Here is an 18,354-nt window from a genome sequence, read left to right on the forward strand (position 1 = left end):
GAAACGCAAGAACCCCGCCGTGGCGGGGTTCTTGTCGTGGCGCAGTCTTCAGCGCGGCAGGTTGCGCCCGGAGAAGATCTCGCGCATCTCGTGCTTGAGACGCTGGGTGATCTGCTGGCGCTGTTCCGCCGAGAGGCTGCGGGAGGCGTCGCCGAACAGGTAGTTGTCCAGCTCGAACTCCTTGAGCAGCATCTTGGTGTGGAACAGGTTGTCCTGGTACACGTTCACGTCGGTCATCTGGTAGGCCGCGCGGGTGTCCTCGGACAGGTAGTTCTGGATCGAATTGATCTCGTGGTCGATGAAGTGCTTGCGCCCCTCGACGTCGCGGGTGAAGCCGCGCACCCGATAGTCCACGGTGACGATGTCCGAGTCGAACTGGTGGATCAGGTAGTTCAGCGCCTTGAGCGGGGAGATCACGCCACAGGTGGAGACGTCGATGTCGACGCGGAAGGTGGCGATGCCGTCGTCCGGATGGATCTCCGGATAGGTGTGCACCGTGATGTGACTCTTGTCCAGATGGCCGAGGATGGTCTCGCGCAGCGGGCCGGGCGACTCCTCGATCTGGCTCTCGGTCGGCTCGACCGGTTGCTCGGAGATCAGGATGGTCACGCTGGCACCCTGGGGATCGTAGTCCTGGCGGGCGATGTTGAGGATGTTGGCCCCGATGATGTCGACCACGTCGGTCAGGATCTGGGTCAGACGCTCGGCGTCGTATTCCTCGTCGATGTACTGGACATAGGCCTGTTGATCTTCCGACGTCTCGGCGTAGCAGATGTCGTAGATATTGAAGCTCAAGGTCTTGGTCAGGTTGTTGAACCCATGGAGCCTGAGTTTGCTTTTCACGGTGGTAAAGCTCCCGTCGTGCGGTCTCTGACCGCGGTCCTGAATGCCCGTCAGTTGCGGATTGCGCAAGCTGCGTAGGGCGGCGAACACCTCTTCGCGATGGCGATTGGCTGTACTTGTCGGGGGCTTGCCCCTTAAGAGCGGCGCATTATGCAGATCGGCAGCGGCTGGGGCCAGAGTCTGCCGGGCGCAGGTGATGAATTGATGTCGGCTGGGGACACGCCAATGGCGCTGGCACGGGCGCTGGGCCTTCCATCCGAGCTGGCGACGCCCGAACGGGCGTCGCGCGCAGGGCGACTCAGGCGAGTTCGACGAGCTCGTAGCTGTGGCTGATCTCGACCCCGGCCCGGCCGAGCATGATCGACGCCGAGCAATACTTTTCCGCCGACAATTCGATGGCGCGCTTGACCTGGGCGTCCTTGAGGCCACGGCCCTTGACCACGAACTTCAGGTGGATCTTGGTGAATACCTTGGGCTCGGTCTCGGCGCGCTCGGCCTCGAGGAAGGCCTCGCAGCTCTCCACCGGCTGCCGCGCCTTGCGCAGGATGCTGACCACGTCGTAGCTCGCGCAGCCACCCAGGCCGATCAACACGGTTTCCATCGGGCGGACGCCGAGGTTGCGACCACCGCTTTCCGGCGGGCCATCCATGACTACCACATGGCCGCTGCCGGATTCACCGAGGAACATGGCCTCGCCGGCCCACTGAATACGCGCTTTCATCGATTTTGTCCTACTTAATATGCAAATGGTGATCAGCTTAACATGTTGGATGTCATAAACTGGCTGGCGGTGCGGGGTTATTCAGCTCGCATTTAAGCTACGCATGTTCTTATCCGGTCCTTGAATCGGAACCGGCGCAGCTTATGCATGTACCGGTTCGGACATCGGTGCCCCGACTCAGGTTAGCTTTCAACCTCAGGAATCAGCATGGCCGCTATCATCCCTCCCGCGAAGTTACAGCACATCGACAAGTTGCTCGCGCACTGCTCGCGTCGCCGCTACACGGCAAAAACCACCATCATCTACGCTGGCGACAACAGCGAAAGCCTGTTCTTCATCCTCAAGGGATCGGTCACCATCCTCATCGAGGACGATGAAGGCCGCGAAATGATCATCGCCTATCTCAATGCCGGCGACTTCTTCGGCGAGATGGGTCTGTTTTCCAAGGAAGGCAGCGAGCCCGAGCGCAGTGCCTGGGTCCGTGCCCGCACCGAATGCGAAGTCGCCGAGATCAGCTACAGCCAGTTCCGCGAACTGAGCCAGCAGGACCCGGACATGTTGTTCTCCCTGGGCCGCCAGATGGCCGAGCGGCTGCGCCAGACCACCCGCAAGGTCGGCGACCTGGCCTTCCTCGACGTCACCGGCCGCGTGGCCCGCACCCTGCTCGACCTGTGCAAGCAGCCCGACGCCATGACCCACCCGGATGGCATGCAGATCAAGATCACCCGCCAAGAAATCGGCCGCATCGTCGGCTGCTCGCGCGAGATGGTCGGCCGCGTACTGAAGTCGCTCGAAGAGCAGGGTCTGGTCCACGTCAAGGGCAAGACCATGGTGGTGTTCGGCACCCGCTGACGCCGCCCTCGCCCTCCCCTGCCAGACGGCGGGGGAGCGCGCTCCCCACCGCGGTCTCAGACCCCGGTTCTCTGCTCCAGGGTCTTCTTCTCGACCCGCACCCTGTCGCTGGTGCCCTCGCCCTTCGCCGACTTCGGCTCGCCCACCACGAAATGGAATTCTTCGCCGTGCTTGGCCGCGCCATAGAGCACCGCCTTCTCGATCAACTCGGTCCCGCGCAGGTGGCGCAGCATCAGCGGATCGCTGCGCAGATCGCGGTAGAGCGCCAGGCACAGCAGGGCCATCACCACCACGAAGGGCAAGGCGACGACGATGGTCAGATTCTGCAGGCCGTTGAGCGCCTCGCCCGGATTGCTCGGATCGCCGATGGCCAGCATGATCGCCGCCACGGCGCCGGTCAGGGCGCCCCAGAAGATCACCGTGCGCCGGGAGGGCTCGGTGGTGCCGCGCTCGGACAGCGTACCCATCACCAGGGAGGCGGCGTCCGCACCGGAGACGAAGAAGATCGCCACCAGCACCATCACCAGCACCGAGGTCACCGCGGCCCAGGGATAGCTGGCCAGCAGGTCATAGAGGGCGAAGTTGCTGTTCACCGTGCCATCGACCAGGGTGAAGGCGCCGACCCGCACGGCATCGATCGCCGCGCCACCGAAGATGACGAACCAGACCACGCTGACCAGGCTGGGCACCAGCAGTACGCCGGTGACGAACTGGCGGATGGTGCGACCGCGACTGATGCGGGCGATGAACATGCCGACGAAGGGCGTCCAGGAGATCCACCAGGCCCAGTAGAACACCGTCCAGCTGGCCAACCAGTTGCCCATGGCCTCACCGCCGCTGGCACTGGTGCGCGCCATCATCTCCGGCAGCAGGTTGATGTAGTCGCCGATGGCGGTGGGCAGCAGGTTGAGCATCAGCAGGGTCGGACCGACGATGAAGACGAACAGCGCCAGGGCCACCGCCAGCACCATGTTGGTGTTGGACAGCCACTGGATACCCTTCTCCACGCCGGACACCGCCGAGATGACGAAGGCGACGGTCAGCACCGTGATGATGCCGATGTAGAGCAGCTTGCCGGGATGCTCGATCCAGCCGTTGTGCTCGAGGCCACCGGCGATCTGCAGGGCGCCCAGGCCTAGGGAGGCCGCCGAGCCGAACAGGGTGGCGAAGATCGCCATCATGTCGATGACCCGGCCGAGGGGGCCGTTGGCGTGCCTGCCGATCAACGGGCGGAAGGCCACCGAGATCAGCTGGCAACGGCCACGGCGATAGGTGCCATAGGCGATGGCCAGGCCGACCACGGCGTAGGTGGCCCAGGGATGCAGCGTCCAGTGGAACAGCGTGGTGGCCATGGCCACCTGCAGCGCGGCGCTGGTCTGCCCCGCTGCGCCGCCCGGCGGCGGGTTGAGATAGTGCGACAGCGGCTCGGCCACGCCGAAGAACATCAGGCCGATGCCCATGCCGGCGCTGAACATCATCGCCACCCAGGACAGGGTACGGAATTCCGGTTGCTCATCGTCCCGGCCCAGGGGAATCCGCCCATAGCGACTGGCGGCCAGCCAGATGACGAAGACCACGAAACCGGTGGACGTCAGGACGAACAGCCAGCCGAAGCGCGTGATGACCCAGTTCTGGGCGATGGAGGCGCTGGTGGCGAGACTCGCCTGGCTGACGAAGCCCCAGATCACGAAGGCGAGCGCGGCGATGCTGGTGACGCCGAAGACGACCCAGTCGGTGGTACCGGCCAGGCGCCGATCGCGCCGGGCCTCCTCGGTGCAGGAGGGATCGGTGATGCTGATGTCGAGCGTTGCGCTCTTTTCTTCCGTTGCCATGGTTCTACCTTGCCCCAGTCTTGGATGGCTGCTGCGCGGGAGCGACAGCCAAACTGCTCCGTATTCGCCACGGTTCAGCGAATCGGATGCCATTAACCGGGTTTAGGCATACGGAAAAAAACCCCTGCGTCGGCTGTGGACACACCGAGGTCGCTCCCGCCGTGCGGCATGCGCAGGAGTCGACCTGGGTCACGGCAGCACCAAGCAAAAGGCCCCGGTGTCATCCACCGGGGCCTGGTGCACCTCGCCGCTGAGGCTTAGGCATCGAGCGGGAAGCTGCGCCCCGGAAAGAACAGCCGCTGCAGCTCCTGGCCGGGCTCGTCGGCACGCATGAAGGCCTCGCCGACCAGGAAGGCGCGCACCTCGTTGGCCTCCATCACTTCCACGTCGGCGCGCTTGAGGATGCCGCTCTCGGTGATCACCAGGCGGTCCGCCGGAATCCGTGGCAAGAGCTCCAGGGTGTGGTCCAGACTCACTTCGAAGGTGTGCAGGTTGCGGTTGTTGATACCCACCAGCGGGGTATCCAGCACCTTGAGCGCGCGCTCGAGTTCGTCACCATCGTGCACCTCGACCAGCACGTCCAGGCCGACGTCCTTGGCCACGGCGGCCAACTCGCCCATCTGGCCGTCTTCCAGGGCCGCGACGATCAGCAGGATGCAGTCGGCCCCGATGGCGCGGGCCTCCACCACCTGGTGGGGATCGATGAGGAAGTCCTTGCGGATCACCGGCAACTGGCAGGCGGCGCGCGCCTGCTGCAGATAGGCGTTGCCGCCCTGGAAGAAGTCCACGTCGGTGAGCACGCTCAGGCAGGTGGCCCCGCCCTGGGCATAGCTGTGGGCGATCTCGGCCGGCACGAAGTGTTCGCGGATCACGCCCTTGCTCGGCGACGCCTTCTTCACCTCGGCGATGACCGCCGCTTGTTTACGCGCCACCTGGGCCTGCAGGGCGCGGGCGAAGCCACGTGGGGCATCGGCGGCGCGGGCCAGCGCCTCGAGTTCGGCCAGGGTGGTACGGGCCTTGAGTTGGGTGATTTCCTCGGCCTTGCGGGCCAGGATCTTCTGCAACACGGTGGGCACGGTCACGCGCGATTCTCCTCTCGATAGACGGACGTGAAATGGGCCAGCTCCTCGAGTTTTTCCCGAGCCAGACCACTGTAGAGCGCATCGTGGGCGAGTAGAACCCCTTCATGCAGGCTGTGGGCGAGATCGGCGGCGTAGAGCGCGGCACCGGCGTTGAGCACGATCATGTCGGCGGCCTTCTGCCCGGCCTCGGTCTTGCGCCGGCCCAGGGCGTCGCGGATCAGCGCCAGGGAGGCCTCGGGGCCATCCACGCTGAGGCCGACCAGGGTCTGGCTCTTGATCCCCAGGTCCTCGGGCAGCACCTCGTACTCGCTGATGCTGCCGTCCTTGAGTTCGGCGACCTGGGTCGCGGCCGCCAGGCTGAATTCGTCCAGGCCATCGCGGGAATGCACCACCAGCACATGCTGGCTACCCAGGCGCTGCAACACCTCGGCCAACGGCCGGCAGAGGGCGGCGTTGAACACCCCGACCACCTGGTGCCGCACACCGGCCGGGTTGGTCAGCGGACCGAGCATGTTGAACAGGGTGCGCAGCCCCAGCGAGCGCCGCGGACCAGCGGCGTGGCGCATGGCGCTGTGGTGCGCCTGGGCGAACATGAAGCCGACGCCCACCTGCTCGACACAGCGGGCGATCTGCTCGGGAGTCAGTTGCAGGTAGATACCGGCGGCTTCCAGCAGATCGGCGCTGCCGCTCTTGCCGGATACCGCACGATTACCGTGCTTGGCGACCTTGCCACCGGCCGCCGCCACCACGAACACCGAGGCCGAGGAGACGTTGAAGATATTGGCGCCGTCGCCCCCGGTACCGACCACGTCGACGACGTGGTCAAGATTGGGCAGCACCACCGGCGTCGCCAGTTCACGCATCACGCTCACCGCGCCGCAGATCTCATCGATGGTCTCGCTCTTGATGCGCATGCCCATGAGGAAGGCGCCGATCTGCGCCTCGTCGGCACCGCCGGTCATGATCTGGCGCATCACCGCCTGCATCTCGGCCACGCTCAGGTCGAGTTGCCCACTGATGCGGTTCAAGGCCTGCTTGATGTCCATCTAGCGGCGCCCTCCCTGCTGCTTGAGGAAGTTGGCCAGCAGGTCGTGGCCATGCTCGGTGAGGATGGACTCGGGGTGGAATTGCACGCCCTCGATCATGAATTCTCGGTGCCGCAGCCCCATGATCTCGTCGATGCTGCCGTCCGGATGCTGGGTCCAGGCGGTGATCTCCAGGCAGTCGGGCAGGGTCTCGCGCTTGACCACCAGCGAGTGGTAGCGGGTCACGGTGAAGGGATTGGGCAGGCCGGCGAAGACGCCTTCGCCATTGTGGTAGACCGGACTGGTCTTGCCGTGCATCGGCTCGCGCGCCCGCACCACCTCGCCACCGAAGGCCTGGCCCAGGCTCTGGTGACCCAGGCAGACGCCCAGCACCGGCAGCTTGCCGGCGAAGCGCTCCAGGGTGGCGAGGGAGATGCCCGCCTCGTTGGGCGTGCAGGGACCGGGGGAGACGACGATGCGCTCCGGCGCCAGGTCTTCGAGCGCCTCGACCGGCACCTCGTCGTTGCGGACCACCTTGACCTCGGCGCCCAGTTCACCCAGGTACTGGACCAGGTTGTAGGTAAAGGAATCGTAGTTATCGAGCATCAGCAGCATGGCGGATCACCCTTGGAATCGATTGCGGCTGTTGAAAAGGACTCAGCTTCGCCACGGCACCGAGAGCAGTGACCGGGGGCTGGAACAAGCAAGGCGGGCCGGACGTACCGGCAGGGGGATGTCAGGCGCGCCAGCGCCAACGGGCGTGGGCCTTGAAGAGAGGCATCGAGAGGGCGGCGCTGCGGGTCACGGGATGGATTCCGACGTGGTTCTCTCCGCACAGTAGCCCAGCCCGCCGCCCGGCGCAACCGCTGGCGGCTCAGGGCTTGAGTCGACCGTAGGCCGCCAGCACCGTCCGCTCGGACTGCACCAGGTAGCTTTCCAGGGCGGCCGTGGCCTCGGCGGGCTTGCCTTCCTCCAGCAGCTCGACGATGGCGACGTTCATCTCCAGGTAAGGAGCATGGAGGAATTCCGGATCGTTGAGCAGGCCGAAGGCCAGGCGCAACTCGGCGGAAAGCTGGTCATAGAAGGCCGACAGCCGCGGGCTGTCGGCCAGTTCGACGATGGCGGTGTGGAAGGCCATGTTGCCGGTGCCCACCGCCACCCAGTCCTGGGCCGCGCGGGCGCGCTGCGCCGCCGTCACCGCTTCGCGCATGCGCAGCGCGCCCGGATGCCGCGGATAGGCCTTGGCCAGGGCCTGGCATTCGATGAAGCGCCGCACCCGGTAGATGTCGATGATCGAGGCCATGTCGGGCACGCAGACGAACACCCCGCGATTGGGCTCGTGCTTGAGCAGACCCTCCTGGGTCAGCACCCGGAAGGCCTCGCGCAGGGTATTGCGGGAGATCTCCAGGCGCTCCGCCAGCGCCGCCTCGGACAGGCGCTGGCCGGGCTTGAGCTCGCCCTCCACCAATTGACGGCGGATCTCGGCGGTCACGGATTCACCGAGGGTACGGGCATTGTCGAGCACGGGGTTCTTCATGGATGTTCCAGAGCAGGCAGTCGCGCTGCCGATGGTGTCCGAGGGCGCGGGCTTAGGCAAGGAAACCCGGCAACTGTGCACCAGCAGGTAGCACCCCTGAGTAGATGAGTAACAAAATGGTGCAAATGAAAGAACTGTGACTATATTTTTGTTGAACAATAAGTTTCGGTAAAACCTACAAATAATGATTTTTGGTCGATAGTGGCACAGAGGTTGCGTTAGCCGGGCCATGCCTTCCCCACCAGGACCGCCACCGTGACCCAGACCGCTACTGCCGCCAACGCTTTTGCCAAGGACCGCCGAGCTTCACTGATCGCCGCCATCTTCCTGATGGCTACCTCGGCCATCGGCCCCGCCTTCCTCACCCAGACCGCTACCTTCACCGCCACCCTGGGCGCCGCCTTCGCCTTCGGCATCCTCGCCTCCATCCTCATCGACTTCGTGGTGCAGCTGAATGTCTGGCGCATCGTCGCCCTGACCCGCATGCGCGCCTCGGATATCGCCAACGCCGCCGTTCCCGGTAGCGGTTATCTGCTCGCCCTATTGGTGATCTCCGGCGGCCTGGTGTTCAGCCTGGGCAATATCGCCGGCGCCGGCCTGGGCCTGAACGCCCTGCTCGGCCTGGACCCGGCCTGGGGCGGTGCCCTCAGCGCCCTGATAGCGATCGGGATCTTCCTGTCGCACCGCGCCGGGGTGGCCATGGATCGCATCATGGTGGTGCTCGGCGTGCTCAAGGTGACGCTGATCGTGATCGCCTGCTTCGCCTCTCACCCGCCGCTGGGCGAGGCGCTGCGCCAGACGGTTTTCCCCGACGTCATCAGCTTCGCCGCCATCACCACCATCGTCGGTGGCACCGTGGGTGGCTATATCACCTATGCTGGTGCCCACCGTCTGCTGGATCGCGGCACCGTCGGGGTGGAAAACCTCGAGGCCGTGTCCAAGGCCGCACTCAGCGGCATCCTGGTCACCGGGATCGCCCGCTACGTGCTGTTCCTGGCCATCCTCGGGGTGGTCGCCAGCGGGGTGGTGATCGACGTCTCCGGCCAGGCCGCCAACCCGGCGGCCCAGGCCTTCGACGCCAGTCTCGGCGAATACGGCCTGCGGGTGTTCGGCCTGATCCTCTGGGCCGCCGGCATCAGCAGCACCATCGGCGCCGCCTACACCTCCACCACCTTCATCACGGTATTCTCGCAACGAATCAGCGAGCGCGGACGCAACCTCTTCACCGTAGTCTTCGTGCTGATCGCCCTGGCCATCTATCTATTGATCGGCAAACCGCCGGCCGCCCTGCTGGTGTTCGCCGGTGGCTTCAACGGCTTGATCCTGCCGCTCGGCCTGACGCTGTTCATGTACGTGGGCTGGCGCCGCTCCGACCTCATGGAGGGCTACCATTACCCCCGTTGGCTGCTGGTGCTCGGCGGGCTCACCTGCCTGCTGTCGTGGTACCTGGCGGTCAAGTCCGCCGGTCCCATCTTCCACCTGCTCAACGCCGCCTGATCACCTCACGGGAGCCCCCTATGCCAACCATCGATCTGAACAGCGACCTGGGCGAAAGCTTCGGCCAGTGGCGGATGGGTGACGATGCCGCCATGCTCGACATCGTCACCAGTGCCAACGTCGCCTGCGGTTTCCACGCCGGCGATCCGGCCGGCATCCTGCGTACCCTGCAGGCCGCCGCCGCCAAGGGCGTGGCGGTGGGCGCCCACGTCGCCTACCCCGACCTGGTGGGCTTCGGCCGGCGCAACCTGGACATCGCCAGCGACGAGCTGACCGCCGATGTGCTCTACCAGATCGGCGCCCTGCAGGCCCTGGCCCGCGCCGCCGGGACGCGGGTGACCTACGTCAAGCCGCACGGTGCCCTGTACAACACCATCGCCCAGGACCCCCGCCAGGCGCAGGCGGTGATCGCCGCCCTGCGCCAGCTGGACCAAGGCCTGGTGCTGGTCTGCCTGGCCGGCTCGCCGCTGCTCGGCTGGGCACGGGAGGCCGGCCTGAGCTGCGTCGCCGAGGCCTTCGCCGATCGCGCCTACACGCCCGAGGGCACCCTGGTCTCGCGGCGCCTACCCGGCGCGGTGCTGCACGATGCCGAACTCGTCGCCCAACGCATGCTGCGCCTGGTGCAGGACGGCGTGGTGGAAGCCATCGACGGCAGCCTGACACCCATCGAGGCCGAGTCCATCTGCGTGCACGGCGACAGCCCCGGCGCGGTGGACATGGCCCGTGCCCTACGGCGCCATCTCGAACTCGCCGGGGTGACGCCTCGCGCCTTCACGGAGGTCCCCACATGAATCCGCTCAAAGCCGCCCAGGACGCCGCCATCGCCGCCGCCCGCGAGGCCCGCGCCCGCTACCGCGACGGCCTGCTCGCCCCCAGTGCCGGGGTCGCTCCCGGCATGACCCAGGCCAATCTCATCGCCCTGCCGCGCGACTGGGCCTACGACTTCCTGCTCTATGCCCAGCGCAACCCCCAGGCCTGCCCGGTGCTGGACGTCACCGACGCCGGCAGCTACGCCACGCCGCTGGCCGAGGGCGCTGACCTGCGCACCGACCTGCCGCTGTATCGCGTCTGGCGCGATGGCGTGCTGGCGGAAGAAGTGGCCGATGGCCGCGCCGCCTGGGCCGAGCATGCGGACCTGGTGACCTTCCTGATCGGCTGCAGCTTCACCTTCGAGACCGGCCTGCTGGAAGCCGGCATCGAGATCCGCCACATCACCGACGGCTGCAACGTGCCCATGTACCGCACCAACCGCGCCTGCCGTCCGGCGGGCCGCCTGCATGGCGAGATGGTGGTGTCCATGCGCCCCATTCCCGCCGAGCGGGTCGCCGAGGCGGCCACCATCACCGCGCGCTATCCGGCGGTGCATGGCGCCCCGGTACATATCGGCGAGCCGGCGCGGCTGGGCATCGCCGACCTGGCGCGGCCGGACTTCGGTGATGCGGTGCGCGTCGAGCCGGGCGAGATCCCGGTGTTCTGGGGCTGCGGCGTCACCCCCCAGGCGGCGGTCATGGCCTCCAAGGTGCCCTTCGCCATCACCCATGCGCCCGGCCACATGTTCATCACCGACGTGCCCGATCGCACCTATCACGTCTAGGAGAAGCCCTTGCGTTTTCTGCCCGTCAACCTGGATGCGCTGCTGGTGGAGCTGGCCGATCTCGACGAGACCCTGGCCCTGTTCGACGCCATGCAGGCGCGGCCGCTGCCCGGGATCGAGGAGATCGTCCCGGCGGCCCGCACCCTGCTGGTCCAGTTCCGCCCCAGTGCCCTGAAAGCGGCCGACCTGGTCGACCATATCGCCGCCCTGCCCCTCGACGGCGGTGGCCGTGAAGCCGGCAAATTGGTCGAGATCCCGGTGCACTACAACGGCGAAGACCTGGACGAGGTGGCCCGGCTGCTCGGCCTGAGCGTGGCCGAGGTGATCCGTCGCCATACCGGCAGCGACTACCAGGTGGCCTTCTGCGGCTTCGCCCCGGGCTTCGGCTATCTCAGCGGCGGACCGGGCTTCCAGGTGCCGCGGCGCAGTTCACCGCGTACCCGGGTGCCGGCCGGCTCGGTGGCCATCGCCGGGGGGTTCGCCGCCGTCTATCCCCAGGCCAGTCCCGGTGGTTGGCAACTGCTGGGGGTAACGCCCCTGCATCTCTGGGACCTGACGCGCCCGGAGCCGGCGCTGCTGCGCCCCGGCTACCGGGTACGCTTCCGCGATGCCGGCCCGCTGCCGGCAGGCGGCCTACCCGAGGCGCCGGTCTCGGCGCCTGCCGCTCCGGCCACGGCCGACTATCTGGAAATCCTCAGCCCCGGCCTGCGTACCCTGCTGCAGGACCTCGGCCGCCCGGGCCAGACCGGCCAGGGCGTCTCCGCCTCCGGCGCCCTGGACCGCGGCGCGCTGCGCGCGGCCAATCGCGCGGTGGGCAATGCGCCTGACAGCGGCTGCCTGGAAATCCTCCTGGGCGGCTTCAACTGCGTCTGCCACGGCCAGGCCCTGGTCGCCGTCACCGGCGCCCCGGCGCCGCTGGAGGTGCTGACCCGCGCCGGACGGCGGTTGCAGCCCGCGCCCTACCAGCCCTTCCTCCTGGAAGACGGCGACCGCCTGAGCCTGGGCAGTCCGCCCACCGGCCTGCGCAGCTACCTGGCACTGCGTGGCGGCTTCGCCGTGGCCCCGGTGCTGGGCAGCCTGGCGTTCGATACCCTGGCCAACGTCGGCCCGGCGCCCCTGGCCACTGGCGACCGCCTGGGCTTTTACCCCGCGGTCGGTGGCGCTGCCGTGTCCTGCAGCGAAGCCGCTCCCCTGGCGCTGCCCAGCGCCGACCAGGAGGTGGTGCTCGACGTGGTCCTCGGCCCGCGCAGCGACTGGTTCACCGCCGCCGCCCTGGAGACCTTGGCCGCACAGACTTGGCGCGTCACCCCCCAGTCCGACCGGGTCGGTATCCGCCTGGCCGGCGAGACGCCACTGGAACGCCAGGTGGCCGGCGAGCTGCCCAGCGAAGGCACCGCCCTGGGCGCCATCCAGGTACCGCCCAACGGCCAGCCGGTGCTGTTCCTCGCCGACCATCCGCTCACCGGCGGCTATCCGGTGATCGGCGCCGTCGCCAGCCACCACCTGGACCTGGCCGGGCAGATTCCGGTCGGTGCCCGTATCCGCTTCAATCCGCTGGGCCCCTTCGCTGAACTGCGCCCCAGCGCTTCTCCTGCTGCCGAGAACACCCCATGAAAAAAGTCCTGATCGCCAACCGCGGCGAGATCGCCGTCCGTATCGTCCGCGCCTGCCGTGACTACGGTGTGGCCTCGGTAGCCGTCTACGCCGACGCCGACTTCGATGCCCTGCACGTGCACCTGGCCGACGAGGCCTATGGCCTGGATGGCCAGCGCCCAGCCGAGACCTACCTGGACATCGCCAAGTTGCTGGACGTGGCCCGCCGCGCCGGTGCCGATGCCGTCCACCCCGGCTACGGCTTCCTCTCCGAGCGCGCCGACTTCGCCCGGGCGGTGCAGGCGGCCGGCCTGACCTGGATCGGCCCGAACCCGGACACCATCGATGCCCTGGGCGACAAGGTGCAGGCCCGGCGCATCGCCCTCGGCGTCGGTGCACCGCTGGTGGCCGGCACCGAGGACCCGGTCAGCGGCGCCGCCGAGGTGCTGGCCTTCGCCGAGGAGCACGGCCTGCCCATCGCCATCAAGGCGGCCTTCGGCGGCGGCGGACGTGGCCTCAAGGTGGCCTGGCGCCTGGACGAGGTGGCCGAGTTGTACGAATCGGCGGTCCGCGAGGCCACTGCCGCCTTCGGCCGCGGCGAATGCTTCGTCGAGCGCTTCCTCGACCGTCCGCGGCACATCGAAGCCCAGGTCCTGGCCGACCGCCATGGCCGGGTCGAGGTGGTGGGTACCCGCGACTGCTCGCTGCAGCGGCGCAACCAGAAACTGGTGGAAGAGGCGCCCGCGCCCTTCCTCGACGACGCCCTGCGCCAGCGCATCCACGCCGCCGCCCGCGACATCTGCGCCGCCGCCGGCTACGTCGGTGCCGGCACCGTGGAATTCCTGCTGAGCCAGGATGGCACCCTGTCCTTCCTGGAGGTCAACACCCGCCTGCAGGTGGAGCATCCGGTCACCGAGGAAACCAGCGGCCTGGACCTGGTGGTCGAGCAATTGCGCATCGCCGACGGCCTGCCGCTGTCCTTCAGCGAGGTCCCGGCGCCGCGCGGGCACAGCTTCGAATTCCGCATCAACGCCGAGGACCCTGGTCGCGGCTTCCTGCCCACCCCGGGGCCCATCACCGCCTTCCGCGCCCCCAGCGGTCCCGGTATCCGCCTGGACAGCGGCGTGGCAGCCGGCTCCCAGGTGGCGCCCAATTTCGACTCCATGGTCGCCAAGCTGATCGTCACCGGCGCCACCCGCGAGCAGGCCATCGCCCGCGCCCGCCGTGCCCTGGCCGAATTCAGTGTGGAAGGCGTGGCCACGGTGCTGCCCTTCCACCAGGCGGTAATGGCCCATGCCGACTTCACCGGCACGGCCTTCGCCGTGCACACCCGCTGGATCGAGACGGTATTCGCCGAGCAGATCGCCCTGGCGCCACGCAGCGAGCCGACGGACGACGGCGTGCTACGCACCTTCGTCGAGATCGACGGCCGCCGCCACGCCCTCGGCCTGCCCAGCGCCCTGCTGCGCGGCCTGGCGGTGAGCGCCCCGGCCGGCGAAGCGGTAGCGCCCGCACCTGCGGCGGACGCCAATGCCCTCACCACCCCGGTGGCGGGCAACCTGCACGCCTGGACGGTCGAGGACGGCGCCACGGTCGCAGCCGGTCAGGTGGTCGCGGTGATGGAAGCGATGAAGATGGAAACCCAGGTCCTCGCCCCCCGCGGCGGACGTCTGGCAATCACCCAGGCGGCCGGAGACTACCTGGCGGCCGGGACGGTTCTGGGGCGGATCGAGGACGTTTAGGCGGAAGTGTCTTTATCGCGTGGCCATGGCGGGTCACCGTAGGTTGGGTTGAGCGCAGCGAAGCCCAACATTGCGCCGGGGCTGGCCATGTTGGGCTTCGACGACAGAACCGTCTCAACCCAACCTAGGATCTGATCGCGCTCTTGCCGGGACCGATGGAGATGAACACCTGCTCGGCCAGTTCCCTCTCCCCACGGGAGAGGGTTGGGGTGAGGGGCCCGGCGCCACGAAGCCCAGTGGAAAAGGCTGCGCCGTTTTCCACGCTACGGCGCTTGCCAGGACTGATAGAGATGAACGCCTGCTCGGCTAGCCCCCTCTCCCCACGGGAGAGCGTTGGGGTGAGGGGCCCGGCGCTACGAAGTCCAGTGGAAAAGGCTGCGCCGTTTTCCACGCTACGGCGCTTGCCGGGACTGATAGAGATGAGCGCCTGCTCGATCAGCCCCCTCTCCCTAAGGGAGAGGGTTGGGGTGAGGGGCCCGGCGCCACGAAGTCCAGTGGAAAAGGCTGCGCCGTTTTCCACGCTACGGCGCTTGCCGGGACTGATAGAGATGAGCACCTGCTCGATCAGCCCCCTCTCCCTAAGGGAGAGGGTTGGGGTGACGAGCCCGGCCTCACGAAGTCCAGTGGAAAAGGCTGCGCCGTTTTCCACGCTACGGCGCTTGCCGGGACTGATAGAGAGGAGCGCCTGCTCGATCAGCCCCCTCTCCCTAAGGGAGAGGGTTGGGGTGAGGGTGGCCTCGCGCCACGAAGTCCAGTGGAAAAGGCTGCGCCGTTTTCCACGCTACGGCGCTATCGCGGCCATGGCTGCGATCACCCGAGGCAGGCTTGAAAGGCCTAAACCTTCCCTTCCGCCAACTTCACCGCGCGGAACATGGCGCGTCTCTTGTTGAGGGTCTCTTCCCACTCCGCGGCCGGCTGGGAATCGGCGACGATGCCGCCGCCCGCCTGGACGTGCAGCTCGCCGTCCTTGATCACCGCGGTGCGGATGGCGATGGCGGTATCCATGTTGCCGTTCCAGGCCAGGTAGCCCACGGCGCCGCCATAGATACCGCGCTTGACCGGCTCCAGTTCGTCGATGATCTCCATGGCGCGGATCTTCGGCGCGCCGGACAGGGTGCCGGCCGGCAGGATAGCGCGCAGGGCGTCCATGGCGGAGAGCTCGGGCTTGAGCCGGCCGGTGACGTTGCTGACGATGTGCATCACGTTGGAATAGCGCTCGATGACCATCTTCTCGGTCAGGGTCACGCTGCCGGTGGCGGAGACCCGACCGACGTCGTTGCGGCCCAGGTCGATCAGCATCAGGTGCTCGGCCAGCTCCTTGGCGTCGGCCAGCAGGTCGCGTTCCAGCGCCAGATCGGCCTCTTCGGTGGCCCCGCGCGGGCGGGTACCGGCGATGGGGCGGACGGTGATCTCGCCGTCCTCCACCCGTACCAGTACCTCGGGCGAGCTGCCGACCACATGGAAGTCACCGAAGTTGAAGAAGTACATGTAGGGCGTGGGGTTGAAGCAGCGCAGCGCCCGGTAGAGATCGATGGGCGCGGCCTTAAAATCGATGGTCATGCGTTGCGAAGGCACCACCTGCATGCAGTCGCCGGCCAGGATGTAGTCCTTGATCCGGCCTACGGCATTCTCGTAGTCGTCACGGCTGTAGCTGGAGCGGAACGCCGGCTCGCCGGGCACCTGCATGGCATTGAAGTCCAAGCCCAGACGCGGGGCGATGGGTTGGCGGATGCGCTCGCGCAACGCGGCCAGACGCGCCTGGCCCTGTTCATAGGCCTCCGGCTGGGCGGGGTCCACCAGCACGATGCAGTGCAGCTTGCCGGCGAGGTTGTCGAACACCACCACCTCGTCCGACACCATCAGCAGGATGTCCGGCGTGCCCAGCGGATCGGGATTGGGCGAGGCACCCAGGCGCTTTTCCACGTAACGCACGCAGTCATAGCCGAAGTAACCCACCAGACCGCCATCGAACTTGGGCAGGTTGGGCACCGCTGGCACGCGATAGCGGGTCTTGAACGCCTCGACGAAGGCCAGCGGGTCCTCGACGGTGCAGGCTTCGAGCTGCTGCTCGCCCTCATGCACGGTAACCTCGTAGCCATGCACCCGTAGCAGCGTCCGGCACGGCAGCCCGATGATCGAATAGCGCCCCCACTTCTCGCCGCCCTGCACCGACTCCAGCAGATAGGAGTTGGGCGCATCGGCCAGCTTCAGATAAAGGGAGAGGGGGGTGTCGAAGTCGGCCAGGGTTTCGAAGGCCAGGGGAATGCGGTTATAGCCTTGAGCGGCCAGGCGCAGAAAGTCGTCGCGGGTCATGATCAGCCTCGTGGCGAGGAAAACGAAAGGTCGGGTGCACAGCGCGCCGGTCTACTACCGGCCAAGACGAAATCAGGCGCGCCAGCGCCAACGGGCCAGGGCCTTGATGACTTTCATCCATGCTCGCGAGGAGCCTGTGCGGGTGACCACCACGATGCGATCTCTTGCTCTTGGGGTGAAGGGCCACGTTAGCCTAGCCGGCGCGGCAAGGCAACCGGCCGGCCATGCCTGACGCTAGATGAACAGCTCGCGCAGATCGTCGACCACCAGGTCGGGTTGCTCGTTGGCGATGGGCTCTCCGTGGTTGTAGCCGTAGCTCAGCGCCACGCAGCGTACCCCAGCGGCGCGGGCCGCCCGAATGTCGTTGCGCGAGTCGCCAATGAACAGGGCCTGCTCGGCAGACACGCCGGCCTTGTCCATCACCAGCAACAGGCCCGCCGGATCGGGCTTCTGCTGCGGCAGGGTATCGCCGCCGACGATCCAGTCGAAGTCACCCAGGCCCATGTCGGCCAGCAGCGGCGCGACGAAGCGCTCCGGCTTGTTGGTGATCACCGCCAGGCGCACGCCCAGGGTGCGCAGCAGCGCCAGGCTGTCCAGCACGCCCGGATAGACCCGGGTCAGGGCGTGGCTGCCGCCATAGAGTTCCATGAACAGCGCCAGGGCGCGGTCGGCCGCGGCATCGTCCACGGCGTCGTGCTGCATGTCATCGGCCAGGGCACGGCGTACCAACACCCGGGCGCCGTTGCCGATCCACAGGCGCACCTTGTCCAGCCCCGCCGGCGCGCGGCCCAGCCGTTCGAGCATGGCGTCCACCGCCGCGGCGAGGTCCGGCGCGGAATCCAGCAGGGTGCCATCGAGGTCGAACATCACCAGTTCGGGCGGATGCCCGCCGCCGAGCCGCACCAGGGCACTCATACCGACTGGGCCTTGGCCAGCTCGGCGCGCATCGCCTGGATCACCGCGGCGTAGTCCGCCTGGCCGAAGATGGCCGAGCCGGCGACGAAGGTATCGGCACCGGCGCGGGCGATCTCGCAGATGTTCTTGACGTTGACGCCGCCATCGATCTCCAGGCGGATCGGCCGCCCCGAGGCGTCGATCAGGGCGCGCGCCTCGCGCAGCTTGTCGAGGGTGCCGGGGATGAACTTCTGGCCACCGAAGCCGGGGTTGACGCTCATCAGCAGCACCATGTCGATCTTGTCCATCACGTACTTGAGGGCGTCCAGCGAGGTGGCCGGGTTGAACACCAGGCCGGCGCGGCAGCCGCCGTCCTTGATCAGTTGCAGCGAGCGATCGATATGCTCGGAGGCTTCCGGGTGGAAGGTGATGTCGGTGGCGCCAGCCTCGATGAAGTCGCCGATGATGCGATCCACCGGCTTGACCATCAAGTGCACGTCGATGGGGGCGGTCACCCCATAGTTGCGCAGCGCCTTGCAGACCATGGGCCCGATGGTGAGATTGGGCACATAGTGGTTGTCCATCACGTCGAAATGGACCATGTCGGCACCGGCGGCGAGGACCTTGTCGACTTCCTCGCCGAGACGGGCGAAATCGGCGGACAGGATCGAAGGAGCGATGGCGAAGGGTTGCATGAGGAAGAGCCTCGGCTGGGGTGAGTGGCGGCATTGTAACGAAGATCCGCGGGATGCCGCCGCGTTCCCGCTGCCCAGCCGGCCTGAACGGCGGTAGGCTCCTCGGGGTCCATCGCTGACCCCTGCCGTCCATC

The 18,354-nt window shown here is 67.3% G+C and carries 17 protein-coding genes; 6 read left to right on the forward strand and 11 right to left on the reverse strand.

The window, feature by feature from the left end:
- Positions 1–48 precede the first annotated feature (48 nt).
- Together speD and FAZ11_RS12555 are read right to left on the reverse strand one after the other, a co-directional pair.
- Positions 49–843, reverse strand: coding sequence for an adenosylmethionine decarboxylase (gene speD / locus FAZ11_RS12550; RefSeq protein ID WP_058769149.1), 795 nt, complete (start codon positions 841–843; stop codon positions 49–51).
- 298 nt (positions 844–1,141) lie between these two features.
- Positions 1,142–1,564, reverse strand: a complete 423-nt coding sequence (locus FAZ11_RS12555) for an OsmC family protein (protein WP_058769129.1) — start codon at positions 1,562–1,564, stop codon at positions 1,142–1,144.
- A 207-nt stretch (positions 1,565–1,771) separates the two neighbouring features.
- On the opposite strand from FAZ11_RS12555, the gene crp reads away from it, so the two are divergent.
- The gene (gene crp, locus FAZ11_RS12560; protein WP_027597530.1) at positions 1,772–2,416 is read left to right on the forward strand and encodes a cAMP-activated global transcriptional regulator CRP; all 645 of its coding nucleotides are present in this window, start codon (positions 1,772–1,774) and stop codon (positions 2,414–2,416) included.
- Positions 2,417–2,472: 56 nt separating this feature from the next.
- On the opposite strand, the gene FAZ11_RS12565 is transcribed toward crp, so the two are convergent.
- From FAZ11_RS12565 to FAZ11_RS12585, 5 genes are all read right to left on the reverse strand, one after another.
- Positions 2,473–4,248, reverse strand: coding sequence for a BCCT family transporter (locus FAZ11_RS12565; protein ID WP_058772629.1), 1,776 nt, complete (start codon positions 4,246–4,248; stop codon positions 2,473–2,475).
- Positions 4,249–4,505: 257 nt separating this feature from the next.
- Positions 4,506–5,330 carry an indole-3-glycerol phosphate synthase TrpC gene (trpC, locus tag FAZ11_RS12570; RefSeq protein WP_058772630.1) on the reverse strand — a complete coding sequence of 275 codons (825 nt, stop codon included), beginning with the start codon at positions 5,328–5,330 and terminating at the stop codon, positions 4,506–4,508.
- The gene (gene trpD / locus FAZ11_RS12575) at positions 5,327–6,376 is read right to left on the reverse strand and encodes an anthranilate phosphoribosyltransferase (protein ID WP_058765439.1); all 1,050 of its coding nucleotides are present in this window, start codon (positions 6,374–6,376) and stop codon (positions 5,327–5,329) included. Before trpD ends, trpC begins: the two co-directional genes overlap by 4 nt.
- The gene (locus FAZ11_RS12580) at positions 6,377–6,970 is read right to left on the reverse strand and encodes an anthranilate synthase component II (protein ID WP_058772631.1); all 594 of its coding nucleotides are present in this window, start codon (positions 6,968–6,970) and stop codon (positions 6,377–6,379) included. It lies immediately after the preceding gene.
- Between the two features lie 259 nt (positions 6,971–7,229).
- Positions 7,230–7,892: a GntR family transcriptional regulator gene (locus tag FAZ11_RS12585; RefSeq protein WP_058772632.1), complete on the reverse strand. Its 663-nt coding sequence runs from the start codon at positions 7,890–7,892 to the stop codon at positions 7,230–7,232.
- Between the two features lie 255 nt (positions 7,893–8,147).
- Between FAZ11_RS12585 and FAZ11_RS12590 the strand changes: the two genes are divergently transcribed.
- Genes FAZ11_RS12590 through FAZ11_RS12610 form a run of 5 tightly spaced genes read left to right on the forward strand, consistent with a single transcriptional unit; the run spans position 8,148 to position 14,318 of the window.
- Complete coding sequence (locus FAZ11_RS12590; protein WP_058769124.1) at positions 8,148–9,389, forward strand: NRAMP family divalent metal transporter; 1,242 nt, start codon at positions 8,148–8,150, stop codon at positions 9,387–9,389.
- Positions 9,390–9,409: 20 nt separating this feature from the next.
- On the forward strand, positions 9,410–10,180 hold the full coding sequence (locus tag FAZ11_RS12595) for a LamB/YcsF family protein (RefSeq protein WP_058772633.1): 771 nt from the start codon (positions 9,410–9,412) through the stop codon (positions 10,178–10,180).
- Entirely contained in the window at positions 10,177–10,983 is an 807-nt protein-coding gene (locus FAZ11_RS12600; protein WP_058772634.1) for a putative hydro-lyase, read from the forward strand. Before FAZ11_RS12595 ends, FAZ11_RS12600 begins: the two co-directional genes overlap by 4 nt.
- Before the next feature lie 9 nt (positions 10,984–10,992).
- Entirely contained in the window at positions 10,993–12,597 is a 1,605-nt protein-coding gene (locus FAZ11_RS12605; RefSeq protein WP_058772635.1) for a 5-oxoprolinase subunit B/C family protein, read from the forward strand.
- On the forward strand, positions 12,594–14,318 hold the full coding sequence (locus FAZ11_RS12610; protein WP_058772636.1) for an acetyl/propionyl/methylcrotonyl-CoA carboxylase subunit alpha: 1,725 nt from the start codon (positions 12,594–12,596) through the stop codon (positions 14,316–14,318). The genes FAZ11_RS12605 and FAZ11_RS12610 overlap by 4 nt, the downstream gene beginning before the upstream one ends.
- 124 nt (positions 14,319–14,442) lie before the next feature.
- Here FAZ11_RS12610 and FAZ11_RS12615 read toward each other — a convergent pair whose 3' ends face one another.
- The 4 genes from FAZ11_RS12615 to rpe all read right to left on the reverse strand — a co-directional run bounded on the left by FAZ11_RS12615 (position 14,443) and on the right by rpe (position 18,220).
- Positions 14,443–14,967 carry a hypothetical protein gene (locus tag FAZ11_RS12615; protein ID WP_058772637.1) on the reverse strand — a complete coding sequence of 175 codons (525 nt, stop codon included), beginning with the start codon at positions 14,965–14,967 and terminating at the stop codon, positions 14,443–14,445.
- A gap of 185 nt (positions 14,968–15,152) precedes the next feature.
- A complete protein-coding gene (gene trpE / locus FAZ11_RS12620) occupies positions 15,153–16,631 on the reverse strand; it encodes an anthranilate synthase component I (protein ID WP_058765592.1) in 1,479 nt (492 codons plus the stop codon).
- Positions 16,632–16,865: 234 nt separating this feature from the next.
- Complete coding sequence (locus FAZ11_RS12625; protein ID WP_058772638.1) at positions 16,866–17,546, reverse strand: phosphoglycolate phosphatase; 681 nt, start codon at positions 17,544–17,546, stop codon at positions 16,866–16,868.
- Positions 17,543–18,220, reverse strand: a complete 678-nt coding sequence (rpe, locus tag FAZ11_RS12630) for a ribulose-phosphate 3-epimerase (protein WP_058772639.1) — start codon at positions 18,218–18,220, stop codon at positions 17,543–17,545. The genes FAZ11_RS12625 and rpe overlap by 4 nt, the downstream gene beginning before the upstream one ends.
- Positions 18,221–18,354 lie beyond the last annotated feature (134 nt).

This window comes from Pseudomonas rhizoryzae (genome assembly GCF_005250615.1).
In the GTDB taxonomy this organism is placed as follows: domain Bacteria; phylum Pseudomonadota; class Gammaproteobacteria; order Pseudomonadales; family Pseudomonadaceae; genus Chryseomonas; species Chryseomonas rhizoryzae.